This is a genomic window from Streptomyces capparidis (assembly GCF_054782095.1).
This window is the reverse complement of the sequence record NZ_BAAGTD010000070.1, coordinates 1-24,782: the sequence shown is the minus strand read 5'-3', so window position 1 is coordinate 24,782 and position 24,782 is coordinate 1. Positions and strand designations below refer to the sequence as shown.

At 71.5% G+C, this 24,782-nt stretch carries 21 protein-coding genes and 8 pseudogenes; 13 read left to right on the top strand and 16 right to left on the bottom strand.

Features of this window, described 5'->3' with window-relative positions:
* Positions 1–1,152 precede the first annotated feature (1,152 nt).
* Entirely contained in the window at positions 1,153–1,734 is a 582-nt protein-coding gene (locus ACYVO2_RS34265) for a TetR/AcrR family transcriptional regulator (RefSeq protein WP_461012000.1), read from the bottom strand.
* A 15-nt stretch (positions 1,735–1,749) separates the two neighbouring features.
* Positions 1,750–2,475 (bottom strand): SDR family NAD(P)-dependent oxidoreductase, encoded by a 726-nt coding sequence (locus ACYVO2_RS34260; RefSeq protein ID WP_461011999.1) that lies wholly within the window; start codon positions 2,473–2,475, stop codon positions 1,750–1,752.
* Between the two features lie 917 nt (positions 2,476–3,392).
* On the opposite strand from ACYVO2_RS34260, the pseudogene ACYVO2_RS34255 reads away from it, so the two are divergent.
* Positions 3,393–3,696 (top strand): annotated as a pseudogene (locus ACYVO2_RS34255) (winged helix-turn-helix transcriptional regulator).
* A 74-nt stretch (positions 3,697–3,770) separates the two neighbouring features.
* Here the strand turns inward: ACYVO2_RS34255 and ACYVO2_RS34250 are convergent.
* From ACYVO2_RS34250 to ACYVO2_RS34240, 3 pseudogenes are all read right to left on the bottom strand, one after another.
* Positions 3,771–4,091: pseudogene (locus ACYVO2_RS34250) on the bottom strand (polysaccharide deacetylase family protein); the annotation flags it as partial.
* A gap of 25 nt (positions 4,092–4,116) precedes the next feature.
* A pseudogene (locus tag ACYVO2_RS34245) lies at positions 4,117–4,347 on the bottom strand (polysaccharide deacetylase family protein); the annotation flags it as partial.
* Positions 4,348–4,429: 82 nt separating this feature from the next.
* Positions 4,430–4,622, bottom strand: a pseudogene (locus ACYVO2_RS34240) (IS5-like element IS4811 family transposase); the annotation flags it as partial.
* A 193-nt stretch (positions 4,623–4,815) separates the two neighbouring features.
* Between ACYVO2_RS34240 and ACYVO2_RS34235 the strand changes: the two are divergent.
* Positions 4,816–5,013 carry a hypothetical protein gene (locus ACYVO2_RS34235; protein ID WP_461012011.1) on the top strand — a complete coding sequence of 66 codons (198 nt, stop codon included), beginning with the start codon at positions 4,816–4,818 and terminating at the stop codon, positions 5,011–5,013.
* A gap of 209 nt (positions 5,014–5,222) precedes the next feature.
* Here ACYVO2_RS34235 and ACYVO2_RS34230 read toward each other — a convergent pair whose 3' ends face one another.
* Positions 5,223–5,492 carry a hypothetical protein gene (locus ACYVO2_RS34230; RefSeq protein ID WP_461011998.1) on the bottom strand — a complete coding sequence of 90 codons (270 nt, stop codon included), beginning with the start codon at positions 5,490–5,492 and terminating at the stop codon, positions 5,223–5,225.
* A 1,026-nt stretch (positions 5,493–6,518) separates the two neighbouring features.
* Between ACYVO2_RS34230 and ACYVO2_RS34225 the strand changes: the two are divergent.
* Positions 6,519–6,659 (top strand): annotated as a pseudogene (locus ACYVO2_RS34225) (HNH endonuclease); the annotation flags it as partial.
* 242 nt (positions 6,660–6,901) lie between these two features.
* Here ACYVO2_RS34225 and ACYVO2_RS34220 read toward each other — a convergent pair.
* Both ACYVO2_RS34220 and ACYVO2_RS34215 read right to left on the bottom strand, forming a co-directional pair.
* Positions 6,902–7,432: a phosphotransferase gene (locus ACYVO2_RS34220; protein ID WP_461012009.1), complete on the bottom strand. Its 531-nt coding sequence runs from the start codon at positions 7,430–7,432 to the stop codon at positions 6,902–6,904.
* A gap of 367 nt (positions 7,433–7,799) precedes the next feature.
* Positions 7,800–8,618: a TetR/AcrR family transcriptional regulator gene (locus ACYVO2_RS34215; protein ID WP_461011997.1), complete on the bottom strand. Its 819-nt coding sequence runs from the start codon at positions 8,616–8,618 to the stop codon at positions 7,800–7,802.
* A gap of 86 nt (positions 8,619–8,704) precedes the next feature.
* Between ACYVO2_RS34215 and ACYVO2_RS34210 the strand changes: the two genes are divergently transcribed.
* Together ACYVO2_RS34210 and ACYVO2_RS34205 are read left to right on the top strand one after the other, a co-directional pair.
* The gene (locus ACYVO2_RS34210) at positions 8,705–9,646 is read left to right on the top strand and encodes an ATP-binding cassette domain-containing protein (RefSeq protein ID WP_461011996.1); all 942 of its coding nucleotides are present in this window, start codon (positions 8,705–8,707) and stop codon (positions 9,644–9,646) included.
* Positions 9,643–10,464 (top strand): ABC transporter permease, encoded by an 822-nt coding sequence (locus ACYVO2_RS34205; protein ID WP_461011995.1) that lies wholly within the window; start codon positions 9,643–9,645, stop codon positions 10,462–10,464. The genes ACYVO2_RS34210 and ACYVO2_RS34205 overlap by 4 nt, the downstream gene beginning before the upstream one ends.
* 637 nt (positions 10,465–11,101) lie before the next feature.
* Here the strand turns inward: ACYVO2_RS34205 and ACYVO2_RS34200 are convergent.
* A pseudogene (locus ACYVO2_RS34200) lies at positions 11,102–11,445 on the bottom strand (pyridoxamine 5'-phosphate oxidase family protein).
* 927 nt (positions 11,446–12,372) lie between these two features.
* On the opposite strand from ACYVO2_RS34200, the gene ACYVO2_RS34195 reads away from it, so the two are divergent.
* The gene (locus ACYVO2_RS34195) at positions 12,373–12,645 is read left to right on the top strand and encodes a hypothetical protein (protein WP_461011994.1); all 273 of its coding nucleotides are present in this window, start codon (positions 12,373–12,375) and stop codon (positions 12,643–12,645) included.
* Positions 12,646–13,182: 537 nt separating this feature from the next.
* On the opposite strand, the gene ACYVO2_RS34190 is transcribed toward ACYVO2_RS34195, so the two are convergent.
* Entirely contained in the window at positions 13,183–13,641 is a 459-nt protein-coding gene (locus ACYVO2_RS34190; RefSeq protein ID WP_461011993.1) for a hypothetical protein, read from the bottom strand.
* A 1,069-nt stretch (positions 13,642–14,710) separates the two neighbouring features.
* Between ACYVO2_RS34190 and ACYVO2_RS34185 the strand changes: the two genes are divergently transcribed.
* Complete coding sequence (locus ACYVO2_RS34185) at positions 14,711–14,965, top strand: hypothetical protein (RefSeq protein ID WP_461011992.1); 255 nt, start codon at positions 14,711–14,713, stop codon at positions 14,963–14,965.
* A 538-nt stretch (positions 14,966–15,503) separates the two neighbouring features.
* On the opposite strand, the gene ACYVO2_RS34180 is transcribed toward ACYVO2_RS34185, so the two are convergent.
* A complete protein-coding gene (locus ACYVO2_RS34180) occupies positions 15,504–15,644 on the bottom strand; it encodes a hypothetical protein (RefSeq protein WP_461011991.1) in 141 nt (46 codons plus the stop codon).
* Positions 15,645–15,905: 261 nt separating this feature from the next.
* Here ACYVO2_RS34180 and ACYVO2_RS34175 point away from each other — a divergent pair, with 261 nt between their 5' ends.
* The 5 genes and pseudogenes from ACYVO2_RS34175 to ACYVO2_RS34155 all read left to right on the top strand — a co-directional run.
* A complete protein-coding gene (locus tag ACYVO2_RS34175; protein ID WP_461011990.1) occupies positions 15,906–16,508 on the top strand; it encodes a TetR/AcrR family transcriptional regulator in 603 nt (200 codons plus the stop codon).
* Complete coding sequence (locus ACYVO2_RS34170) at positions 16,505–17,221, top strand: GAP family protein (RefSeq protein WP_461011989.1); 717 nt, start codon at positions 16,505–16,507, stop codon at positions 17,219–17,221. Before ACYVO2_RS34175 ends, ACYVO2_RS34170 begins: the two co-directional genes overlap by 4 nt.
* Before the next feature lie 175 nt (positions 17,222–17,396).
* Positions 17,397–17,709, top strand: a pseudogene (locus tag ACYVO2_RS34165) (transposase); the annotation flags it as partial.
* Between the two features lie 790 nt (positions 17,710–18,499).
* Complete coding sequence (gene tpg, locus ACYVO2_RS34160; protein WP_461012008.1) at positions 18,500–19,111, top strand: telomere-protecting terminal protein Tpg; 612 nt, start codon at positions 18,500–18,502, stop codon at positions 19,109–19,111.
* Positions 19,075–19,996: pseudogene (locus tag ACYVO2_RS34155) on the top strand (Tn3 family transposase); the annotation flags it as partial. The gene tpg and the pseudogene ACYVO2_RS34155, both read left to right, overlap by 37 nt.
* 113 nt (positions 19,997–20,109) lie before the next feature.
* On the opposite strand, the gene ACYVO2_RS34150 reads toward ACYVO2_RS34155, so the two are convergent.
* From ACYVO2_RS34150 to ACYVO2_RS34140, 3 genes are all read right to left on the bottom strand, one after another.
* Positions 20,110–20,340 carry a tautomerase family protein gene (locus tag ACYVO2_RS34150; protein WP_461011988.1) on the bottom strand — a complete coding sequence of 77 codons (231 nt, stop codon included), beginning with the start codon at positions 20,338–20,340 and terminating at the stop codon, positions 20,110–20,112.
* A 29-nt stretch (positions 20,341–20,369) separates the two neighbouring features.
* Positions 20,370–21,212, bottom strand: coding sequence for an SDR family NAD(P)-dependent oxidoreductase (locus tag ACYVO2_RS34145; RefSeq protein ID WP_461011987.1), 843 nt, complete (start codon positions 21,210–21,212; stop codon positions 20,370–20,372).
* Positions 21,213–21,321: 109 nt separating this feature from the next.
* Positions 21,322–22,104 carry an SDR family oxidoreductase gene (locus ACYVO2_RS34140; protein WP_461011986.1) on the bottom strand — a complete coding sequence of 261 codons (783 nt, stop codon included), beginning with the start codon at positions 22,102–22,104 and terminating at the stop codon, positions 21,322–21,324.
* Positions 22,105–22,263: 159 nt separating this feature from the next.
* On the opposite strand from ACYVO2_RS34140, the gene ACYVO2_RS34135 reads away from it, so the two are divergent.
* A complete protein-coding gene (locus ACYVO2_RS34135; RefSeq protein WP_461011985.1) occupies positions 22,264–23,157 on the top strand; it encodes a helix-turn-helix transcriptional regulator in 894 nt (297 codons plus the stop codon).
* Here the strand turns inward: ACYVO2_RS34135 and ACYVO2_RS34130 are convergent.
* The gene (locus ACYVO2_RS34130; protein WP_461011984.1) at positions 23,111–23,497 is read right to left on the bottom strand and encodes a hypothetical protein; all 387 of its coding nucleotides are present in this window, start codon (positions 23,495–23,497) and stop codon (positions 23,111–23,113) included. The two genes, ACYVO2_RS34135 and ACYVO2_RS34130, sit on opposite strands and share 47 nt — an antisense overlap.
* 298 nt (positions 23,498–23,795) lie before the next feature.
* Complete coding sequence (locus ACYVO2_RS34125; protein WP_461011983.1) at positions 23,796–24,686, bottom strand: helix-turn-helix domain-containing protein; 891 nt, start codon at positions 24,684–24,686, stop codon at positions 23,796–23,798.
* Between the last annotated feature and the right edge of the window lie 96 nt (positions 24,687–24,782).

The window sequence follows — 24,782 nt, the reverse complement described above, 5'->3', positions numbered from 1 at the left end:
CAGCTCGCAACCCTTCTGTCCGGCAGCTCCATCTTCGTCGACGGCTCCCTGACCACCACCCCCCACCACCGAGGTCGAGACTTCCCCGGCTTCCCCCAGGCGTCGACGGCCCCCGTTCCTGACGGCTGCCCGGGAGCAGTGGAGCAGCAAGCGCACACGTGCAACGACGCGCCGACCAGCCAGGGCGGCGAATCCCAAGGCACCCGGCCGCGAGACATCCGGCCGGAAGGCGATGAACACCAGCAACGACCCTGATCACTTCTCCCGGCAGGCCACCGCCCCGGGCTGGCCTCGCCCCCGCTTGCCTCACGTAGCCGGGGACAGCGGCGGTGCAGCCGCCGTCTTCGGTGTGGCACACGAACCGCAGCGGCAGGTACTCGATCCGGTGGCCGTCGACCTGGGCGGCTGCGTCCTTCCCGCCGGCCTCGACGCACCTCGGGGTCGGAGCCGAGCCCGTCCCGCCGTCCTCAGCCTCCAGGACCGCGTCGCCGACGCAGAGGGAGCCCCACACGTACATGGCAATCGCCGCAGCGCCGAACAAGCCAGCCAGGCCGCGCAGTCTCACGCCCGCACCGACTGGTGCGCGACCGTGCCGCGACAGGGTGGCGCACCCGTACCCGGCGAGTACGAAGCTGGCGCTCACACCGCCCGAGAAGAGCAATGGTGAGTCCACCGCAGGCTGGTGAACCGGCAAGTCCGCGGTTGTGTCGTTGTCGAAGGGACCGGTGTCCCGGCGTGCGCGGCCCGGACGGCGTGGGGGAGCCGGTCGGCGTCCGGGAGCGGTCCGAGGTCCAGGCCGGTGATACGGGCGACGTCGGCGACGGGGACCCGGAAGGTGCGGTACTCGCCCAGCGGTGGCGGATCGCCGGCCTGCGCGGCCCATGCCCCAAGCGGGACCTGGCCACCCGAACGGAGTACACCGGCGGGGCCGTCAAGACACAGGACGAAGCGGCGATACTCCGACCGCAAGGACACGCATTGCCAGCCTGGGGCTGGTGGCTGCGTGACCGGTCCGCCTGGGCTGTCGCCACGTCGGGTTCGCCGGTGGCAAGGCTGAGCTGCGGCGTGCGTAACAGCGCGGCCGACTGCTCGTCAGCGATCGAATTCTCCGACATCGGCTCATGCCAGAAGCGTGCTCATACCCGAAATTCGTCAGGAGGATACGGCGGCGGCGAGGAGCACCTCGGCCGTGGCCCTGGCTGCCTCGGCGGCAAACCGGTCGCCGTCGGCGGCGGCGGCGAGGTTGGCGCCGTCGAAGAGCTGGACGAGTTGGGTGACCAGCCGCCGGGGGTTGGGATAACCGGCTTCTATGACCGGGCTGGTGAACAGCTCGTGCAGCCAGACGCGGAATTTTTTGACGGCGAGGTCCTCGGTGCTGCCGGGCTGGGAGTCGGCGGCGGCGTGGTGGAAGGTGCAGCCGGCGAAGCCGGGCTCGGCGAAGATCGGGCCGAGTGCGTCGAACACCGCGATGATCCGCGCGTACGGATCGGTCTCGTGGGCGACCGCCGCGTCGATGGTGGACACCCAGCGGGCGTGCTGACGGAGCAGGTATTCCCGGACCAGGCCGTCCTTGCCGCCGAAGTTGTAATAGAGCGAGCCCTTGGCGACGCCGGACTCCTCGAGGATCCGGTCGATGCCGACCGCGTGGATGCCCTCGGCGTAGAAGAGCCGGTCGGCGGTCTCGAGCAGGCGCTCACGTGCGGAACGTCTGCTCGAACCTGCCGTCGATGTCATGTCTCCATCGTACGGTCAGACCGCGGTGCGGCCTCCGTCCACCGCGATGGTGGCCCCGTTCACGTACGAGGCAGCCGGCCCGGCGAGGAAGGCGATCACCTCGCCGATCTCCTCCGGCTGGGCGACGCGGCCCAGCGGGATGACGGGGATGAAGCTGTCGGCCGCCTCCTTGGGGAGGGCGGGGGTGTAGACCGGGCCGGGTGCGACCGCGTTGACGCGCACGCCGGCCGGGCCGTACTCGGCCGCCCAGGCGCGGGTCAGCGAGTTCATCGCCGCCTTGGTGGCCCCGTAGACCGCGTTGTTGACGTCTCCGATCGTGCCTGCCGCGCTGCTCACGTTGATCACGCTGCCGCTGCCCCGCCCGGCCATCCGCGGGGCCAGGGCTGCGGTCAGCAGGTACGTTGCGCGTACATTGCTGTCGAACATCGCGTCGTACTGCTCGTCGTCGATGCCGGCGCTGGGGCCGAACGTGGCGGTCGCGGCGTTGTTCACCAGGATGTCCACCTCGCCTGCCTCGCGGACCAGCCGGGCCACCTCCTGCGGGTCGCTGATGTCCGCGGCGATGAAGCGGGCCGTCCCGCCGTCCGCCTCGATCTCCTGCACCACTTCCGCTCCACGCCGGGCGTCACGGCCGCTCACGATCACGGTCGCCCCCCGCGCCGCCAGCGTTCGCACCGTCGCCCTGCCGATACCGGAGGTTGCTCCGGTGACGAGGGCGGTCTTGCCGGACAGATCGCTCATGACGCTCTCTCCCTTTAGACTGCCTTGTCTAAGAAACTATTAGACAGATCTGTCTAAACAGCAAGGTGACCCAGGTCATACCACGGCTGCTCCGCCCGCTTTCGTGCGGCAGCCAGGTCCGCGGGTGCATCCAGACCCCACCGGAGAACTGGCCTGTCGCCCGCCCGGTGAGCCTCATATTCTGCGACGACGGGACGCACGACTGTTGAACACCGCCCCGGAGGGCGGCCGGACACCCGGCCCGCCCGCCGAGGCACCCCCGAGGCGGAACGTACTGGCCGGCGCGGCGCTCGCCCTGCCGCCCCTGGCGTTCCCGGTTGCGGTCTTCACGGCGACAGGCATCCCGAGAATCCCGCTCCACCCGCCCATCCCCGCATCCGTCCTCCTCGGCATCTGAACCCTCCGACGCCGCAACCCCTCCAGTACGACGCGATCCGCGCCCGCGTCACGGCGGCACTGCTCCAGTGCATGGTCGTCGGGACGTGGTTCCGCTTGCTGCTCACGCTGGCGGGCCTTCTCCCCAGTCGCTCGCTCGGCCGCCTCCGCCTCCGCCTCCGCCTCCGCCTCCGCCTCCGCCTTGGCCTTGCCAGCGGGCGAAGTCGGCTCATGGGCGGTGCTGCGTGTCGGCTGCCGGTGTGGTCCGAGATGGTGGCCGGTGGCGGCCGGTGATGACGGTGGGTGAAGCGGTGACGGTGCGGCGGGGTGCCGCCGCGTGTGGCACAGAATCGGAATCGCCCCTACCAGCCGGGCGGCTGTTCGGCTAGCACGACGTCCGGCCCTCCGTGCGGTGCTCGCCGCCCGCGCCCGCGCCCGCGCCCGCGCCGCGCACCGCCCGCGTGTGGACCCCGCTCGGCTACACCTCGTGGCAGGCGTACTGCGCCGTCGACAAATGACCGATCCCTGTCTTCCCGAGTGCGGTGCGGCCCGGTTCCTCACACTCCTCAACGGCCCTGAGCCACCCTCACCGCTTCGCCGAACTGCGCCAGGCCCTGCCCGGCATCAGCCCCCACACTCTGACCAGTCGGCTGCGCCAGTTCGAGACCCACGGCATCATCATCCGCACCACGTATGCGGAGATCCCCCCGAGTCGAGTACCGCCTCACTTCCCTCGGCGAGGACCTGCGCGACGTTCTCGACCCCATGGCGACCTGGGCCGGGTCGGTGCCCACCCCTGAGACCGTCCCCCCGGTCGCTGCCAGGGAGACGGGTGAGCCACGGTAAGCGGGCCGGCCTCGCCTGCGGCCGGATGTCGGATGCCGGATCCTCCGGCACTCGATTCGGCTGTGATCAGAGGGTCACGCGCACGTGGCTGACCGTGACGAAGCGGTAGCCGCGGGCGGTCGGCGTGTGCAGGATCTGAGGGACGGCGGAGACCGAGGTGCGGTGGATGTCTTGGAGCAGGACGACATCACCCGATTCAGCCTAGGAGGTGACGGTCTGGGTGACCTTGGCGAGTCGTGGTCCTTCCAGTCCAGGGTGTCGATGTCCCACAGGACGGGGGAGAGGCTGGTGGCCGCCTTGACCGTGTCGTCCATCGCGCCGTACGGGGGGCGGAAGAGTGTCGGTTCCCCGCCCGTGGCGGCCTTGATCGCCGCGTTGGTGCGTTCGAGCTGGGAGCGGCTCTGGGTGAGGGGTGAGGTTGGTGAGGCCCGGGTGGTTCCAGGAGTGGTTGGCGATCTCGTGGCCGGACTTCACCTCGGCACGGACGATATCCGGGTGGGTGGCGACATTCTGGCCGACGACGAAGAAGGTGGCCCGCGCCTTGTACTGGGCGAGGTACTTGAGCAGTGTTCCCGTCTCGGAGGTGGCGGGGCCATCGTCGAAGGTCAGGGCGATGCACTTGGCCTTGGAGCAGTCCGTTGTGTCCTCCAGCCAGGGGGAGGCCGACCGTTCCCCGGTCGAAGTCCACCTTCAGATCGCCATCAGGCCATCAGGGTGATCGCGGCTCAGGTGACAGGGTCTCGGAGTGCTGGACGAGCCGTTTGCGGTCCCGCGCGTGCTGGCGGGCGTGCATGATCCAGGCGAGCGAGCGTTCGACCACCCAGCGGCGGGGCACGACCACGAAGCCGGCGGCGTTGCGGGGGCGGCTGACGGTCTTGATCGTCAGTTCAGTGCCGTTTGGCCCGGGTGACGAGCCTGCCCGCGTAAGTGCCTGTTTTTCGACCGCTGGTGGCGCGGTGTGCGTCCAGCTCGCCCGCAGGCTTCGTGTACTTGCCGTCGGCGGGTCGTTGAAACGGGTATGACTTCGCGCTCCGCTGCCGTGCCGTCCTGGCTGCTGCGACCCTGGCAGGGAGTCTCGCAGGCGCCAGCCCGGCGCGGGCCGGCGGGATCGTGGACGTCGTGGCGCCGGCATTCGGCAACAACTGCCAGAACACCTACCGCCAGTCCACCGTCGGCAACACAGTCAGCACCCACCCCGGGAGCGTGACCGGCAACGGTATCAGCGTGTCGATGACCGGACCATTCAACCGCTGCGGCAGCGCCGACGCCGCCCCTGTGAACCCACCGGGCGTGGTCGTCCCCCCGCCGAACATCTAGTACCGACGGGTCTCAACCGGCTGCCCGAGCCACGCTGAGACACCTGGGCCCAGCCCAGCCCGGCCGGGCCGCAACACCCGGCACCCTTCCCCCGCGAACCGGCACGGGGAAGGAAAGGGTGCCGCCCCGACGCCCCCTGTGGTGTCGTCGTGCGGGCAGGCGGTGTCAGGGTGCAGGGGCGAGGGCGTCGACCAGCAGCCGCAAGCGCGTCACCAGCGCCTGGTCGACGTCGGCCTCGGGCTGGTCCAGGGCATCGACGGCGCCGGGGCCAGGACGCCCAGCAGCCGCCCGCCACGCACCTGGGGCGGTACGTGGTCCAAGGCGGCGCGGTAGTGCGGGCCGTCCCAGGGGAGACGGGCCAGGCCCTCGGCGAAGTCCCGCTCCGCCTCGCTGGGCACCCACCTGCCCACCTCAAGGTCCTCCAGCAGCACAGCGGCGTCACGCCGCAGCGCCCGGGCGTAGACGGTGGAGCGGGTCACGCTCTGCCCAAGGACCCACCCCGCCCCGGGGAACGCCCGGCGCGGCGGCCCCCCGTGCCGGGAGGGCGGCGTCTACGCTGAGGGCCCCAGGCGGCAGTTCACGGACCGTGACGGCAGCGCACGGCCGCGGCCCGTGGCAACATCGCTTGCACCATTACTTGCGGCGACTCAGCGTGACGGCCGCCGTTTCTCCTGGTCAGACCCCGTGGTGAGGGCCCTGTGGGCGCCGATATCCCCTGTACGCCTCTCGCTGCCCCTGAAGGTGGTGGGGAAGTGGGGTGGGCGACGGTACTGCCAGCGGCGTGGCAGGGGATCGCGGCGGCGCTGCCTGGCCGGCTGGGTGGCCCCGTGCGGGGCCGTGGCGCCCGGCCGGGAAGGGGCCGGGCGGCGGCCAGGGCAGGGGCGCGAAGCCGCACGGCGCGTGGCGGTGTTCACCGCTTTGGGTGGTGCGGGTGCTGCCGGGCCGGGAGGGTGGTGGTCATGTCGAAGACCGGGCCGGACCGGCCCTGTGTGCTCCCCAATGATCCGGCGTGGGCGAAGCACGCCGGGTATCTCGCGGACCGGGTGCTGTCCATGCTCGCCTCCGCCTCCGCCTCCGCCTCTGCCTCCGCCTCCGCCCCCGCCTCCGCCTCCGAGGGCGAGGACCGGCTGGTACTGCCCGCGGTCACCTACCACCAAACAGCGCACCTGCTGGCCCGCCTGGCCGCCGCCCTGCCCGAACACCCCACCACCGGCGGCCTGTACCTGCTCACCGTGTCCGCCTGGGAGCTTCAGGCGCTACGGGAGGCACTGACCGCGCTGCGCCGGGCCTGCGACGGCGAGCCGGACACGGACAAACTCCGGTACTTGGTCGAGTTGTGCGGCGCCTCGTTCTGCGATCCCGAACGGTCCACCGCCGAGATCGTCGACGACCTGCGCCGGGTGACGGCCGTGCTCACGCTCGACACCCCGGCCGTGACCACCCTGGCCACTGCCCTGGTGCTGCGCGCGCCGTTGGACGACGCCGCGCGCGAGGCGTACCGGCACATCACCGCGGCGTGGGACAGCGGTACCGGTGCCTGGAGCGCCAAGCGCCGCGAGGCCTATGCCAACGACCTCGGCGACCCGCGCGCGCTGGTCGCGGTCATCGCCCGATCGAACCGGTCCAAAGCCGACCAGGACCCCGCAGCGTTGCCGGGTGGGGTGGTGTTCGAACCGCAATGGGGCGGGTTCCGGGTGATCGTCGTCGCCCACCGGGACCGGGTGCTGGCGCAGTCCCGCCGCGGAGCCGACTTCCCCTCCGCGTTCCCCGAGCCCACCGCCGCAGCCGCCTGCTACGGGAGAACCTGCGAGAGGGAGGATCCGCAAGCGACCGGGTGTGCTGCCGATGCCTTCCGGGATCCCCTACGGTTCCACGTCCACGGTCATGGTCAACGACGCAGGCCTGATCGCCTGGGCCTGCACGACGGTCGGAGGCGGCGACTGCACGCATGTCTACCAGCGGAAGGAGCAGCCTGATCAGGCAGCACCCCGCAGCCCTCGCGTTCCCGCCCGCGCCAACGCCCACCGAACCACCGATGTTCGCCGACCGACCCGTCCACCACACGCTGGAGCAGGTGCGAGCGAGCTGCCCGGACGGTCAGGATCCGGGTACGGTCATCGGGCGCAGGCTGCGGCGAGGACTTGCCGCCTCCTGTGGTGATGCCCTGCATCAGGAGGACGGGGGTGACACCTGCTGACCACCCTGCCGGCCCGGCGAGGCAGAGCCTGGCCGCCTTTCGATCTGCCCGAAAGAAGTGACCGAGCGCAATGCGATGATGGTGGGTGCGCACGATCCACTCGCACCAGGCCAGATCCTCGACCGGATCCCCGAGATGGGCGAACTCCCCGTCGACCACTGCGGTGACCTCGAACGTGCCGGGATTGAGCAGTACGTTGTTGGGCCCGAAGTCACCGTGCACAAGCACCTTGTCCGCCCTGGGCGCGTCCTCAGGCAGCACCCTCGGTGTGATCCCGTGGACGCGACGCAGCAACTTCCCACAGCTCGCGAAGACCGCTTCCGGCTGACCGGCAGCCAGAAGCTCCTGGCCCGGCGCACCGGCCACGAAGTCGAAGGTGAGCGTGGTCTCCGTCGCTTCCCGCACCGGCGGCACGGGCAATCGACCCCGCAGTCGGGGCAGCAGTGCGTGCTCAGACGAAGCCCGAGTCCAGCCTCGGGGCCTTCGTAGGTCTTCTCCACGACAGCGCCATCACCGACGGTGCGGTTGGTGTAACCGTGCTTCAGCGGACGCATCCGCTGAGCATCAGACACAAGCAAGGCCTGTGCGTCTATATCGCTCCTGATGCCCTCTCGGATGGTCGACTGCGAGCCTGTCCTGGCCTGTCGTGTTCCCGGCCCTCTCGGTGCGCCGCCACCATCGGAGACTTGGCCGTTGGCGGGAGGGCCGCGGCGATGCAGTCCAGGACCCGCTGGAGCCCGTGCCGGAACTGGTCTTCGCGGCTCAGGTGCGGTTGGCGCGCCTCCGTCACGATCTTGGTGAAGATCGGGTACTCCCCGCTCTTCACCAGCCTGTCGATGTACGCGTAGCTCCGCGCCATCCACTCCGACTCGCTGAGTCCGCTGCGGTGGATCTCCCGGGCCGTGCTGATCTCCTCGCGGACGGTGCTTTCGACGTGGCTGTTCAGCAGGGCCACGAGGCCGAGGTTCTCGTCGATGGAGACGAAGGCGTCGAGCACCCCCATCAGCCGTTCGACCAGGAGGAGCTGATTGGGGCCGAAGCTGGGCAGGGAGCGCTGCACGGTGGTGATCCACGGGTGCTTCATCCACATGCCCCGCAGCCCGTCGGCGTAGTGGGTCAGGTCGGCGCGCCAGTCGCCCGAGGGCATCCCCGTGACGTCGATCTCGCCCATCACCTGGTCGACCATGAGCTCGACCAGGTCCTCGCGGCTCGGGACGTACCGGTACAGGGACATCACGCCGGCACCGATCTCAGCGGCGATCCGCCGCATGGTGGCGGCCTCCAACCCTTCGGCGTCGGCGATCCGGACGGCCGCCTCGGTGATCTTCGCGCGGCTGTGCACCGGCTTCGGCCCGTATGCGGAGCGCTCGGGCCGCATCCAGATGCTCACGTACTCGGCTTCGGCCACCCTTCCACCTCCTTGGTTGCGTACATAGTACCCAGTCGCTTAGCGTGTCCGCCGAGACCGCGTACAAGGTACCCAGTGGAGGGGTTGTGTCTGATTCGATCGTGGTCGCCGAAGGGCTGCACAAGGCCTTCGGCGACACCCACGCCCTGCGGGGCCTGGACCTGAGCGTCCCGAGAGGAACGGTCTGCGGCGTGCTGGGGCCGAACGGCGCGGGCAAGACGACCGCGGTGCGCATCCTGGCGACCTTGTCCGATCCCGATGCCGGGCACGCCCGCATCGCCGGACACGATGTCGTCCGCGAGGCCGGCAAGGTGCGCGCCAGGATCGGTCTCGCGGGCCAGCACGCCGCCGTGGACGAGAAGCTCACCGGCCGCGGCAACCTGCGCATGTTCGCGCGCCTGTCCCATCTGTCCCGGCGCGACGCGCGCCGACGGGCCGACGAGCTGCTCGAACGCTTCGATCTGATGGACGCCGCCGACCGGCAGGTCGCCGGCTACTCCGGCGGTATGCGCCGCCGCCTCGACCTGATCACCAGCCTCATCCTGCGCCCCGAGGTGCTCTTCCTGGACGAGCCGACCACCGGCCTCGACCCGCGCAGCCGCGGCGAGATCTGGGACAGCATCCGCGAGCTGGTGGCGGACGGCACCACGGTGTTGCTCACCACGCAGTACCTGGACGAGGCCGACCGGCTGGCCGACGACATCGCCGTCGTCGACCACGGACAGGTGATCGCCACGGGCACCCCCGACGAGCTGAAGGCCACGATCGGCGACCGCCTCGACGTCGAACTCGAAGACCCCGCCGCCCTGGACGCGGCGGCGACCGTGCTGAAAAGCCTGGCCGGAACCGATCCCACGGTGACCGCCGACCGGCTCAGCGTCGGCCTGCCGGGCGGCGGCTTCCGGCTCTTCGACGTCATGCGCGAGCTCGACCGCGCCGGGGTCGCCGCGGCTGACGTACGGCTGCGCCGCCCCACGCTCGACGAGGTGTTCCTGCGCCTCACCGACCGGAAGGAACTGGTCCGATGACCGATCTCGCCCCGCCGCTGGGCCACCGCCTGCGGTGGACGTTCACCGACGGGCTGACCCTGGTCGGCCGCGAGCTGGGACGGCTGCGGCACGCGCCCGGCGAAATCGTAGCGGCGCTGATCTTCCCGGCCGTCATGGTCGTGCTGTTCGGATACGTCTTCGGCAGCGCGATCCAGGTGCCGGACGGCGGCGACTACCGCGAGTACCTCATGCCCGGCCTGTTCGCGATGGTGACCTTCTCCGCGTGGCTGGGGGTCATGACGCGAACGGCAGCCGACGCCTCCCGCGGCGTGATGGACCGGTTCCGCTCCATGCCGATGGCACGTCTGGCGGTGCCGTTCGGGCAGACCGGAGCCGACCTGCTGACCGGGCTGCTGATGCTCGCCATGATGGTGGGCACGGGCCTGCTGGTGGGCTGGCAGCCGCACCGCGGCCTGATCCCCACCGCCCAGGCGTTCCTGCTGATGATCGTGCTGCGGTACGCGCTGAGCTGGGTGGGCGTCTATGTGGGACTCGCGGTGAAGAACGACCAGGTCGCCGACGCGATGGTGCCGCTGGGTCTGCCGTTCACGATGCTGTCGAACGCGTTCGTCCCGACCGACGGGATGCCGGGCTGGCTTCGCTTCCTGGCCGACTGGAACCCGGTGAGCGCGCTCACCGCCGCCTCACGGGACCTATTCGGCAACCCGGGCGCCCCGTCCGGAGACGTGGCCTGGCCACTCGAACACCCGGTGACCACCGTCCTGCTCTGGTCGGCCGCCCTGCTGGTGATCTTCGTCCCGCTGTCGCTCCACGCCTACACGCGCAAAGGACGCTGAACGCTCCAGGTACCTGCCCCGCAGGCTGCGCGCCCCTCACCGCCGGAGCGGCGCGCGACGACACAGACACCAACACCCCAACACCATGGAGACGCCATGAGCCTGTCCCGACCCGACGCCAGCACCCTTCCCGGCCCTCCATCAGCGCAGAACTCGCCGATCTCGTGGAGTCGGAGCGGGCCGCGGTCCACCCGGACGCGCCGGTGGTACGCCCCCACCTGGGCACCGACCCGCTGCCCGGCGATGCCTGCGTGAGGGCCGGGACCGCTCCACCCCGTATCTCAAGCGCGTCCTCGCCGACTGTGGCAGGCCGACCTCGTCGTCATCGAATTCGAGCTCACCCTCGCCGCCACCGCCCCCGGCATGGAACACCGCCAGGACCTCGCCGCCGACCTGCATACCAAAGCCTTGGCCGCGGCCCACGACGCCGGCCGTGAAACCGCAGCCAAGTGACGCTGCTCGCTCCGGTGCACTTCGAGGTTGCCTTCCACCCGTCCGCGCCCCGGGCGCTGCCGCAGGAGGGGACGGCGGCGCCGGCGAGGCGGGCGCCGCGGCCGTGTCGGTGCTCGCGCCGCGACCGCCGCCCGGCACCGCACCGCCCTCGAGGTGAGTCTGGTCCCCTGCCCCGGCTACGGGATCAGTCGGCGATGCCGGCGAAAGCGATGACCTTCTCGATGCGGGCCCGGACGAGGAGGTTTCCCGGGCCGCCGTTGCGGGCGGCGTACTCCTGGGCGCGGTCCTTCCCCATGTAACGGGCGCCGAGGCACCCGGCCCGCTGCAAGCGTCTCGTCGGCGTCCCGTCCAGCAGAAACCACACCGGCGTGACATGGGGGCTCCCGTCGGCCCGGACGGTCGACAGCTTGCCGACGCGGGTGCCCTGGGAGACGAGGCCCGCCACTGCTGGTCAGGCTCCGGGCCGTGGGGAAGCCGGGCGTTCCGGCTTCCCCACGCACGGGACGCAGTCCACCGCCGACGGTGTATCGCTGGATGTGCGGTGCCTTATCGGGCGAAGTCGAGGTGGTCGGCCAACCCGGCCTCGGGGAACGCAGCCTCGATCTCCTTGCTGCCCTCCTGGAAGTGGGCCCATCCCGAACGCGCGAAGGCGCTGCAAGGCGATCGCCTCGCACTGGGACCCGGCCTGGCCGATCGTCTGGCAGCGCCGTGCCCGTGTAGTAGATCCCCCAAGGGCTCGCCTTGGCCTCAACCAGATGCCAGACCTCGCAACCGGCTCGGCGGCCGACCATCCCCCCACCGCTCTCGGCCCGCCGTCTGCGATCTCTCGGCTTGGTGTCAGCGGTGGTGAGAGATGGTCGCATGGGTCGGAGGTGTGGTGTGTCGTTGCTGGCCATCGGGGCCACAGAGGTGGAATTGGCGATGACAGGGGACGCGGGTGTTGCTGGTCGGGTGGGCGTTACGCCAGTGCCGGTACTGCGCGGGCGCGTGGGTCCTTGTGCCCGTTGACAGGGCAGGTGGTGCGGCGTGCTGAACCCCGGTAGGCGGATGTCCAGCAACGTGCTGGGGGTACCGGGGTCTTCGTGGGGAGCGGTTCGCGAGTCTGTCGTACTTCCTGGGGGCAGCCGATTCCGGGTCGTAGCTGGCGTCGTCCCGAACACCGACGGTCCCGACTGCCGCCGGGCGCGTCCCCGCGCCGTGTGCCCGCCACCCGCGCTTCCTCCACGCACAGTGGGCGAGCCCGGCCGCCGCTGCGGCACCCGGGCTCGCTGCCGAACCCGGCTGGTCCCCGCTCACCGCGTCGGCCCCACTCGGCGTGCCCGTGCCTGCGTGCCGTCGCACGCCGGTCCAGTGCTGCCATCGGCCTTGGGCGTCTGGTGTCTGCGGCCTCTGGGGGCGCGCTGTCGTGAGGGACCTTGTGTCGCCCTGGTTCGTGTTCTGGCAGGAGAGCCGCGCATGGCCGAAGACGCCGTAGCTCACAGTGAGATAGCCGCGCTCACCCGCCGCTTCGACCAGGCGAAGGAGAAGGCCGACCGCGGGCTCGGCATCATGAGGAGCGATTTCACCGCCGTGCGGCTCCAGGTCGGCAACCTCGATCAGAAATCGGACCAGCTCGCCGGTGGAGTGCGAATGCTGAGCGAGAAGATCGACCCTGACCAGGCGCAGGCCATCGAGCTGCTGTCCTCCTTGGTGGGCAAGGACCCCGGCACCGCCCAGCCCGGACCGTGAGGCGACGAGGCCAGGCTGGCCGGTCCCGGCGATCCTCGCCCGCCCTCCGTCCGCCTGTCCGCTGCTGCCCGCCGCCGGGCGGGTGTTCCCCGGCCGGCCCCGGTGTCCCGCCCCGCCTGCGCCTGGCCCGCACAGCCGCCGCCGCGTCCCCCGGGGGCGTCGGGTGGCCCGGCTGCGCTCGGCCCTTACCTCCGTGCCAGGCCCGGTGCGCGGCTGCCCACTCCACCCGGGGTGCCCTCCGCGCGTGCCGTCCTGCGGGGCCGCTGCGGACTCAGGCCCCCGCGTCGGGTGCGTTCCGCACTTGCAGCGCGGGCCGTCAGCCGGGTGTTCCGCGCCCGCGCGGCGGGCCGCCGCCTGCCGGAGCCGGGCCCGCCCTGGGCCGCTTCGCTGTGCGTCCGCAGCCCGACCTGCGCCGACCCAACCTGCGCTGCCCGGGCGAGGCCAGGTGCCTGCGCCGCGGCCGCCTCCCGACGCGGCCGGGGAGCCCCGCCCCGTCCGCCCACAGTGACCGGAAAATTTGGACTGCGCCGCTGCCGCTCATCGCTCGGTGGTGGCCGGAGCGCGGTGCTGCCATGCCAGGACGGCAAGCAAGAACGCGGCCGCCGCCAGCCCGAGCGCCACGGGATTGACGTAGCCCGGGACAGCGGCGGTGTAACCGCCACCGTCAGTGGTGCACACGAAGCGCACAGGCAGATACTCGATTCGATACCCGTCCACCTGCGCCGCCGCGTCCCTCCCTCCCGCCTCCACGCACGTCGGGAACGGAACCGAGCCCGTACCGCCGTCCTCCGCCTCCACAACCGCGCCGGCGACATGCAGGGCGCCCCACACGTACACGGTGATCGCCGCAGCGCCGACCAAGAAAGCCAGACCGCGCAGTCGCACGCCCGCGTCGGCTGGTGTGCGGCCGTGCCACGACAAGATGCTGCACCCGTACCCGGTCAGAACGAAGACGGTGATCACACCGCTCAAGATGAGCAGTAACAGCAACGCCATAACGCCCACTGTCCCCTCACAGCAGGCCACCGCGCCAGCACGGGACCGGGGCGGGTGATCCGGTCGAACGGAGGCACAGCGCGGTGATGCGGCGCGCGCATTCTGTCGGCGAACCTGCGCCACTGCTCGCTGACCTGGGGCATCGGCCACGCGTCCGCCGCCGTCCACCCCGCCCCGCTCCGTGCCCCGGGTGCCGGGAACGGCCGGCCGCCCTCGGGGGCCCTGCCCCGCGCCCGCCTCACCGCCGGTCGGCGGCCGCCCCGCGCCCGCGCAGCGGCCGCCGACCGTCCCGGCCCGGCTACACCCCGTCTGCTGCCCTGCTCGTCGTCGGCTGTGTCCCGCCCTCCCCAGCCCGGCATCCGAGCCGCCGAGCCCTTCCCGCTCGTCCCCGTGGCGGCCGCCCTTCTGCTCCTGGCGCTTGCGCTCGGATCCGCCCTGCGTCCGGCGTCCACCGGGGACGCGGGGGCCGGACGCGGCCGTTCTCTCGAGTCCCGCCCCCCGAGCCCCCGCGGACGTTGCGGCGCGGGCTGCTTTTCCACCTGGGCGCTGCGGCCGCCCGCCCGTCGACGCTCGACCCCACTCCGGCGCCCGGGCCCGCGCATGCCCGGCCGCTGGGCGGAGGCGGCCCCGCCCGATCCCGGCCGTGCTGTGTCGCCGTGTTCCCCGGGATCGTGCCTCTCGGGCGGTCGGCCGCGGCCCTCCCGGGGAGGGCCGCGGCCCTCCCCGGGAGGGCCGCGGCCCGGCCCTGCGGCGTCCGTGGGCGTGACTGCCCCGGGGCCCGGCCGTCGCCTCGGCCGTTCAGCAGTGCGTGCTTCTCCACCTATTCGGTCTGCCTGCGGCCGCGCGGTGCCGTGCTCCCGGCACCCGCCCCCGCCTCGCCCCGGAGCCGCCTGTCTGCCCTCGAGCCTTGCCGCCGTGCCGCACCGGGCCGCGTGACGCCCCGGCATCATGGCGGTCATGACCGCCAGTGACAAGGCAGCCGTGCGCCACCTGATCGGGGCCTACCGAGGCGAGCTGGGCCGGAGCCTTGTCCAGGTCGCCGACGCGGCGGGGAGCCCCTGAGTGTCCAGTGGATATCCAAACCGGAACTCGGGCGCTTGCGAAGGCGCCGACCCGCGAAAATCTCGCGGCACTCGCCTGCGGCCTGGAACTGCCCCGCGCTCTGCTGGCGCGCGTCGCCGCCGTCCAGTGCTTCGGCTTCGAGGAGGACCTGCCCGTCAGCGACGAGGCCCGCGCGGTCGTGGCCCACATGGAGAACCTCGCCGCCTGGGAGCGCGTGGAACTGCTGGCCATCGTGGAGGCCTACGTGCGCAACCGGGGCTGAAGGAACGGCTCGTTGTGCCGCCGGGCTCCCTCCCGCGGCTTGGGCTGTCGAGTGTTCACCGGCCGGTCCGGGCAATCCGCCCCCAGGCCGCTTCGCCGGGTTCTGACTGCGGGTTGTGCCGCCGCCCTGCCGCGCGGCCGGGTTCCCCGCGTGTGCGGGTCAGTCGGGGTTCCACTGGCGGGGCGGGGCGCCGCGCCATTCGACCCAGCCGGGATCGTGGAGGACCTGCTCGGGGTCGGTGCTCCCGGCCACGTGGAGGAAGACCTTGAGGTCGTGATCATTGTAGGCGACGGGTGTAACGACATCACCGACCGGCTCCCGCGCCTGGCGGACCTGCCTCGCGCCCGCGCCGTGCCGCGCCGCCCGAGAGCCACCCGGCCGCACGCCCTCGACCGCACGGCGGCTGCGCCCCGCGCTGGCCCTTTCGGGGCGCCCGGTCTTGCTCCCGTGCTGCGTTTGCCCGCTGTGGCCCGGGTCGGCGCGGCTGTGTCGCCGCTCGTCCCCTCGAACAGTTCTCAGCACCAAGGGCAGGTCTTGATCACGAGGGTGCGTGCACGGGTTCGGCGTAGGTCTCGAAGAGGCCGTCGCCGGTGAGCTTGTGGTGAGCGAGCTGTACGGCCACGGCCTGCTCGTCCTTCCACAGGCCTGGGCCGCCGGCGATTGCGGCCGCGCACTTCATCAACGCCTTCTTCAGCTCCTCGAACCTGCATGGGGGTCTTGACTGCCTCCTTCTGGGCCTGCCCCCGGCCTGCCCGGCCAGACCGTTGGCTTGCGCTGGCAGCGCCACATCGACAACGCCACGGCCGCGGTCACCGCCACCGCCCGGCGTCCGCGTCCCTGACTGTCCCTGTCGCTGAGATGGCGGCGGAGGTCGGGGCGCCCGCCGGACCTCTGAGCGGCCGACTGCGGCAAGCAAAAAATATGCTGCTATTATTTTATTGTGACTCAGCATGCCGATCCCGAGACGCGAAGAACCCAGGTCGCCGAAGCGCTGCTGGCCACGGTCGCCGAGCGAGGGCTGGCGCGGACCACCCTGACGGATGTCGCGACCGCAGCCGGGGTGTCGGTGGGCCTGGTGCAGCGCTATTTCCGCTCCAAGGACGAACTGCTGCGGTTCGGGTTCGACTACGTCTGTCGACGTACGCAGGAGCGGGTGCGTCGAGTCCCGATCGTGCCTCCGGTCCGGGGGATTGTCGTTGCGCTGATGGAGCAGATCCTGCCGCTGGAGCCCGAGCGCGAGAAGGAGTTGGGCGTCTGGCTGAGCTTCGTCCAGGCCTCGCTCACCGATCGGGAGATGGCCGCGATTCACCAGGCGGCGGTTACCGAGCTGATCGACGGCCTCACCGAGGCCTTCGAGGGGGCTCAACGGGCCGGGGAGCTTAAGCTTGAGCTCGATGTCAGGGCCGAGGCCGCGGCGTTGGTGGCTTTCGTGGACGGGCTGTGCCTGCATCACGCCGCCACCAGCGGCTTCGACGCCGCGAGTTCGCGTGCGGCCCTGCGGGCGTACGTCGATCGACTGTTCGGCCGAGGCGGGGAAGGATGACGCCCGCGCTCGCGCTGGGGTTGACAGGGCTCAGCCTGCTCGACAGCACCAGTTTCGGAACGCTGCTGATCCCGATCTGGCTGCTGCTGACGCCGGGCCGACTGCGTACCGGGCGGATCTTCATCTACCTGGCCACCGTCGCGCTGTTCTACTTCGTGGTGGGGATGTTGCTGGCCGCGGGTGCTGATGCCGCGCTGGGAACCGTGCAGCGTGCCCTTGCGGACGTCCGATCGCTTCCGCTTCGGATCGGCCAGCTCGCCGTCGGGGTCCTGATCATCGTATGGAGCTACCGGCTGGAGGCTCGGGCCCGCCGCCAGGGCAACGAGCCGGGCAAAGTCCACCGGTGGCGGACGCGGGCGATGACGGGGCCGGGCAGCGCCCGCGGACTGATGAGCATGGCCACCGTGGCGGCGGCCCTGGAGGTGGCCACGATGCTGCCCTACCTCGGCGCGATCGCGCTGATCACCAACTCCGGCCTCGGCTGGCCACTCACCGGCGGGATCCTCGCCGGATACTGCGCGGTCATGGTCCTCCCGGCCGCGGCCCTGGCCATCGCCAGGCTCGCCGCCCATCAGCGGATGGATCCGCTTCTGCGGCGCCTCAACGCGTGGCTCACCAAGAACAGCGCCAAGCTGCTGGGCTGGACCGTCGGTGGCCTCGGCATCGCCCTGGCCGCCGACGCGGTCGTCAACCTGGTGATCTCCGGACGGTGATGTCCGGCTGACTTCCGGATCCGCGCCACGCTTCAGGTCCGCGCCACGCTTCAGGGCATCTCGGCGCTGCCTGGCGTGCCCGGCACTGCCCGACCCCCTTAGCCGCACCTCCCCGCGCTACGCGGCGGGAGCGCGCCCGACAACCGTGCACGGGGCCGCTGCCCGACCGGCGGGGGCCGCGGCGAAGGAAGTCCTCTTCCGCCTGCGCCTGATGCACCCGCAGATCACCATCTCTGGGCCGACTCCGCCTACGCGGGCAGGCTCGTCACCTGGCCAAACTTCACCTGAACCTGACGATCAAGACTGTCAGCCGCCCCCGCGACGCCTCCGGCTTCGTCGTCCTGCCCCGCCGCTGGGTGGTCGAACGCTCCCTCGCCTGGACCATGCCCGCCCGCCGGCACGCCCGCGACTACGAGCGGCTCGTCCAGCACTCCGAGACCCTGATCACCTGGGCCGCGATCACCCTCATGCCCCGCCGCCTCACCCGCGGCACCAAGAGCGTGACCCAGCTCCCCGTCACCCCGCGGGCACTGCAACGAGCGTCTGAACCACCCGCCGCCCCAAGAACCGCCAGCCAGGACGAGCAGGTCGGCGCCATCAGACGACTCCGTGACCGTGTGTCCGAGCTGGAGCAGCAGGCCCGACACCGTAGGCGCACCCCGCCGGCCCCTGCCTCCCCGCCCTTCAGATGAACCAGATGTAGGGCTTGTTGCCCAACAACCAGTCGTAGGGCCTCCGGGGGGCGCCTCGGTTAACCCGGTGGTGCTACACCGCTGGTGGTGGTACTACGACGCCCGGTGGGTTGACGACGGAGGGAGCATCGGCGCCGCCGCAGTGGTTGAGCGGTCCCGTCACCGGCACGCCGACGCCGTTGCCGGCCACGCTCCCGGGGTGGGTACTGACTGCGTTGCGGGCGCTGGAGTGGCGGTAGGTGTTCTGGCAGCCATTGCCGAACGCCGGTGCCAGGACATCCACAATCCCGCCGGCCCGCCGGGCTGGCGCAAGGCCCCCGGCCAGGACCGCGGCAGCCAGGACGGCACGGGCAGCGGAGCGCGAAGTCATACCCGTTCCAACGATTCGCCGACGGCAGGTACACGAAGCCGCAGGCGAGCCGGACGCACCTCACGACCAGCGTTCGAAAACACTCACTCACGGCCGGGTGTACAGCATCGAGCACCTGCTGCCTGGTTTCGGCCCGTCGGCGTCGGGAAGGGTTGGCCGGGCCGTGGCCCGGCGGTCGGTTGCGCGGGGTGCCGGCCTTCGAGGGGCGCCTGATCTCTGTCCACAGGCCGTCGGGCACAGCCTGCCGGGCATGAGCGAACACCACGAGCAGCACATAGCCCCGCCCTCGCGGCGCGGCCCGGTCCAGGAGGGCCTGGAGCACGCGGAGCGGGGAACCTTCACCCGGCCGGTGCCGAAGACCGCCCGCGCCCAGGCACGGTTCCTGCTGGGCCGCGCGCAGGCCTCCACGAAGGCGCTCGCGGCCCGCCCGGGCATCTCCCAGCGCACCGTGCAGCGCGCTACCGCTCCGGGACCATCCGCACGCCCCGCCCGGCCGTGCGCCAGGCCCTCGAGGACGAAGCCGCCTCGCAGTGGCAGCCGCGGGTGCGCGCCCAAGCGCTGAGCGAGCAAGCGGCGACCGGGCTGGTGATCTCCACCCGGGCCAGGTTCGGCTTCACCTCCTCCCGCGGCTCCACCGACGATCCGCGGCGGCGGCGCCTCACGCAGAGGGTGTCGCCGGCCACGGCCGCCGAGATTCTCGCGGCCCGGCGGGCCGGGGCGAGCGAGCAGGAGCTGACCGAGCTGGTGGCCGCCGCGCTCGGTGAGGCGTACTTCCGAGAGGGCGGAAACCCACCGAGTACCACGCCCGCTACGGCGGCAACGGCGTGATGATCTACTGGCACGTCGAGCGGAAGAACGTCTGCATCTACTCCCAGCTCAAGAGCTGTTCGTCGTCCGAAGTCGCGGCGATGATCGAGGGCCTGCTGCGTCACTGCACGGACGCCGAGATCGAGTCGAACTACGTCGACACGCACGGCGCGAGCGTGGTTGGGTTCGCCTTCACCGAGCTGCTCAAATTGCGCCTGCTGCCCCGGTTGAAGAGCATCGGCAGCATCCGCTTGTACCGCCCGGACGACGCCCCGCCCGGCTGGCCCACGCTGGGTGCCTCGCTGACGCGGCCGATCCGCTGGGACCTGATCAAGCAGCAGTACGACCAGATGGTCAAGTACGCCACTGCTCTCCGGCTCGGGACGGCGGAGGCCGAGCAGGTCCTGCGGCGCTTCACCCGCGGCGGCCCCAAGCACCCCACCTACGCGGGCCCTCGAAAAACTCGGGCGTGCGGTGTGCACGGTCTTCGCGTGCGACTTCCTGGCCAGCCCCGGCCTGCGCCGTGAGATCCACGGCGGGCTCCAGGTCGTGGAGAACTGGAACAGCGCCAACACCGTGCTGCACTACGGCAAGCACGGCGCCCTGACCGGGCCGGACAAGGAGCACGCCGAGACGTCGATGCTCGCGCTGCATCTGCTCCAGTCAGCGCTCGTGCATGTCAACACGCTGCTGGTGCAGCAGGTCCTGGCCGAGCCGGCCTGGGCGAAGAATCTGAGCGAGGAGGACCGGCGCGGCCTGACCGCACTGTTCTGGTCGAACGTCAACCCGTACGGCACCTTCCGTCTGGACATGGACAAGCGGCTCGACCTGGGGCCGACCGCTGCCGTGCCCCGTCCCCGCACCCCGGCGGACATCGCCGACCGATCGAGTGCGGGGACACAATGAAGGGCTTCGCTGATCTCACCAGCCCCCGGATGAACGAGGCCGTGTGGCCGGACGCTCGACCCGGCGGCCGTCGGTTTCGAGGTTCTGTCCTGGCCGGATGGCGGCCGGTGCGGTCAGGCTCCGCTGGTGTCGGTCGGTATCGCCTCGCCGAGCATGGCGAGGGTCAGCACGTTGCCGGAGATGCCCCAGCCGCCGTCGGCGACCTCTTCGACCAGCACCATGGTGTTGTTGCGGGCGCGCTCGCCGTAGATCTCGACGTACAGCTCGGTGGTGCGGGTGACGATCTCCTCCTTCTGTTTCGGGGTGAGGGTCTTCTCGGGGACCTTGAAGTTCGCGAAAGGCATGGCTGGTTGTTCTTTCTCTCGGTGTGGGGTTACAGGGAGCTGCCTGCGGTGAGCAGGCTGTCCAGTCCGAGGCAGCGGAAGAAGTCGGCGCGGACGCGGTCGGCGACCGCGCCGACGACTTCGCTGCCGTCTCGGCTGGGGTCCACATGGGTGCGCAGCGGTCGAGTGCCATGCGGCGTCGCGACCAGGCTCACGACGGCCTCGGCGACCTCGGTCACGTCGGCGTCCGGCGGGATGAGCGCGGCCAGGCGCTCGCCCAGGTTGTCCGTCAGGTGTCGGTGACGCTGGTCGTAGACTTCCGCACGGTCGACGTCGGCGGGGGCGCCGGCGTTGGCGAAATGGTCGGTGCCGCTGGTGAACGCACCGGGCACCACGATCGCGGTGTCAATGCCGAACGGGAGCACCTCGGCGGCGTAGCTGACTGCCAGGGCGTCCATCGCGGCCTTGGCGGCGAAGTACGGGGCCAGGAACGGCGGGCAGCCGCCGCGGGTGCTGGAGCTGCCGATCCACACCAATAGCCACGAGCCCTGCTCACGCAACTTCGGCAGGGCGGCGCGGTTGACGCGCTGCGTGCCCAGGACGTTCACGTCGTACAGGTCCGCAAGTTGCTCGGCGGTGAACGCCTCGGCGGCGCCGAGGACCATGTGCCCGGCGTTGTGCACGACCACATCCAGATGGCCGCGCTCGGCGAGGATCCGGTCGACTGCGGCGTCGGCGGAGTCCTGGCAGGTGACGTCCAGCTCGACGGCGTGCACGTCGACCTGGTGATCGGTGCCGTAGCGCGCCAGGTCGGCCACCGCGGCCGCGTTACGGGTCGCGAGCTGACGGATGCCCGCGTACACGGTGTGACCGGCGAGGGCCAGCGCACGCACGGACAGCGCCCCGATGCCGCTGGAGGCCCAGTGACCAGGATGACCTTCCCGGCGTCGTCGTTCCTCATGACAGGGTCCTTCGTTGATCGGTGGGATGGCCGCGAGCGGCTCAGATGATTCCGCCGTTGGCGCGGACGACCTGTCCGTTGATCCAGTGGCCGGCCGGGGAGGCCAGGAACGCGACGACCTCGGCGATGTCGGCGGGGGTACCGAGGCGCTCCAGCGGGGGCTGGGCCGCCAGGCGGGCAATGGTCTCCTCGTCCTTTCCGTCCAGGAACAGGTCGGTGGCCGTGGGGCCGGGCGCGACGGCGTTCGCGGTGACGTCCCGGCCCCGCAACTCCCGGGCCAGGATCAGCGTCAGCGCCTCGACCGCGCCCTTGCTGGCGGAGTACGCGCCGTAGCCCGGGAAGGCCAGCCCCACCACGGACGTGGAGAACGTCACTATCGCGCCGCCGGGGCGCACCCGACGGGCGGCCTGCTGGACGACGACGAAAGTGCCGCGGATGTTGGTGCGGTGCAGGTCGTCCAGGACAGCCAGGTCCAGCTCGGCGATGTGCGCCGTGTGTGCCCGTCCGGCCGCGTGCACGACGACGTCGACGCCGCCGAACTCTGCCTCGGCCGCGTCGAACAAGGCTGCGACGGCGTGTTCGTCGGCGACGTCGGCGCGCACCGCGATCACCCGGACGCCGAGGTCGGCGGCCTCCTTCACGGCTGCTTCGGCCTCGGCCTGGTTGCCGGCGTAGCCGACCACGACGGCGTACCCGTCGGCGGCCAGCCGGCCAACGGTCCGGCGGCCGATGCCCCGCGAGCCGCCGGTGACGATCGCGACACGAGGTGAGGCGGACGGCTGGGCCGAGGCAGCGGTCCCGTCGAGGGAAGCGGGGATAGGCATTGCTGACTCCTGTGGTGGGATGCGATCGGGCCGCGGCCTCGCCGTCGCCCTGCTGCGTCCTCAACGATCGGCCGGTCCCTCACCCCTAGCCAGGGCTGCGTACACCCAGGGGATGCCACCCCCTGGCTACGGCCCAGGCGCGCGAGCGACCATGAAGGGGTGAATTTCCCAGAACTCGGCGCCTTCCTCAGGACACGCCGCGACCGCATCCGCCCCGCCGAGGTCGGTCTCCCCCAAGGCCCGCGCCGGCGCGTCCCCGGGCTGCGCCGCGAGGAAGTCGCCCAGCTGGCCGGGCTGTCAGCCGACTACTACACCGAGCTGGAACGCGGCAGCGCAGACAACGGCGTGCAGCCCTCGACTCAGACCCTCGCCGCCCTCGCCCGAGCCCTGCGCCTGAACAGCGACGAGTGCGACTACCTGTTTCACCTGGCCGGACGACCGGTCCCGCCGTCAGCACACGGACCATCGGCACATGTGCAGCCCGCGCTCCTCGGACTCCTGGATCGGCTGTCCAACACCCCCGCGCGCGTCATCACCGACCTGCATGAAACCCTGGTGGAAAACGACCTGGCCCGAAACCTGCTCGGCACGTCCCCGGCACACCGCGGCCCGTCGGCGAGCTTCGTGTACCGCTGGTTCACCGACCCGCAGGCGCGCGAGAGATACCCGTCCGAGGATCATCCGCACCACTCCCGGGTGTTCGTGGCCGACCTCCAGGCAGCGGCCGCCCGGCGCGGCCGGGACGCAGAGGTCACGAAGATGGTCGCCGTGCTACGTCGCCGCAGCCGGGAGTTCGCGGCCCTCTGGGACACCCACAACGTCGCGGTGCGCCGCATGGACCACAAGAAGATCGTCCACCCCACGCTCGGCATAATCGAACTCGACTGTTACAACCTGCTCAGCGAGGACGGACGCCAACGCCTGCTGTGGTTCACCGCCCCGCCCGGAAGCCCGGGAGCCGAGCAGCTGGAACTGCTGTCCGTCATAGGAGCCCAGGACCTGAGCGTCACCGAGGGCACGGCACCGGAAGGGTTGTCCGCGGCCGAATCCTAAACAGGGCGCTGACCCGCGCCGCAGAGGGAGGACCAGCCAGTCGGGCGGCGGCCTGGTTGGGCCCGAGCGGCGTCTCCGCTGCCACGATCGCCGCCAGGTCCTCGCGGGCGCACACGTCGACTTGGTCCGGGTTGAGCAGCATCCCCTCCGGGATGGCGGACAGGTCCGTCAGGAGCCCGCGGTTGGTGAGCCGGCGCACGACGAACACGGTGACGGCCGCGGTTTCACCGGGCTGGTTGGGGGTGCCGAGCGCGCCGGCGATCCGGCCCGCGGCCACCGCCCCGGGGATCGGCGCGTGCGGCATCGCGGCCCGGATCGCGGCGGGGTCCATCGCCTCCACCGCGGACCTGCACCACTGCCGTGCCGTCGCGTCCGGGGCCGGGACGACGCCGGGTGCCGGGCCCAGCCCAAGACCGCCACCGGCACCCACAACCGCCCCGCCGCCTGCGCCTCGCCGTACTCGCTCCGTCCTGTCTGCACCCCTCGCGCCGCGGCGCAAGGGCGCCGGGGACCCGGTGGGTGGTCTTCCTCGAGCGTGTGGCTGCCGCCCGTGCCCGTGCGCGTGGGGCAGACCCGTCATGGCCACCGCCGCTCTTGACCTGCTGGCCGCCTGGGGGCGTGATCAACCGATCTGGCGGCTACCGCTCCACCGTCGCGCCCGCGCGTTGAACGAGTGGGGTTGTCGCGGGGCCTGCTGGGATGCCGTCCGGCGAGTCGCAGGGGTGGGCCATGGCGCGGCGAAGGGCCGTGGGGGTGGTGCCCAGGTGGTCGCGGATGGTGCGGGTCAGATGGGACTGGTCGGCGAAGCCCAGGTCGGCCGCGAGGACGCCGAGACGGGTTTCGCCTGCCTCCAGACGGTCGAGTGCCGCTGACACGCGGACCCGGTTGCGGTAGCGGGTCAGGGATACGCCCAGTTCGCGGGTGAACGCCCGGCTCAGGCGGTACGGCGAGACACCGACCAGTGCCGCGAGGGGAAACAGGGCGGTCGCGGCGGGATGGCCTTCGTCGACGAGCCGGCGTGCCTCGGCGACCAGGGCCCGGTCGCGGGCAGTGGTCGGGGTGCCCGCGGGCGTGGGGCCGGTGATGGCCCGTGTCACGACGGGGCCGATCAGGTCGAGCAGCCCTTCCGTGGCGCCGAAGTCGATGTCGCCCTCCCGGGCGGCGGCCAGCATCCTGCGATGGGCCAGATCGAGCCGGGCATCGATGTACACGGTGGACGCGGCGGTGTGCGGCCGATCTCCTGCCAGGCCGTGCCACAGGGACGGCGCCAAGATGACGGAGGTGCACACATCGCCTCCCGACGGGTGGGCGAACCTCTCCTCCTCGCCCGGGACACCGACGTAGGCGAGTGTCGGACCGAGGTCCGTGCGGACGCCGTCGGCTTCCCGGCGGAATCGGCCACGGCGCACCAGGACCACCCGGAAGTCGTCGCGCGCCTGCGCATCCGACCAGCTTGTGTGGTCCTCGCGGCAGGTCACAGCGGCGATGTTGAACTGCGGCCGGGTGGCGAAGTCGACGAACGAGAGCACCGGAGCACAGTACGCCGCAGGTCCGACAACCGCCCGCAAGGATGTCCAAGACAGGGCGCGGCGGCCGCGGAAGGCTGCTCGGTGACACATCCGGAC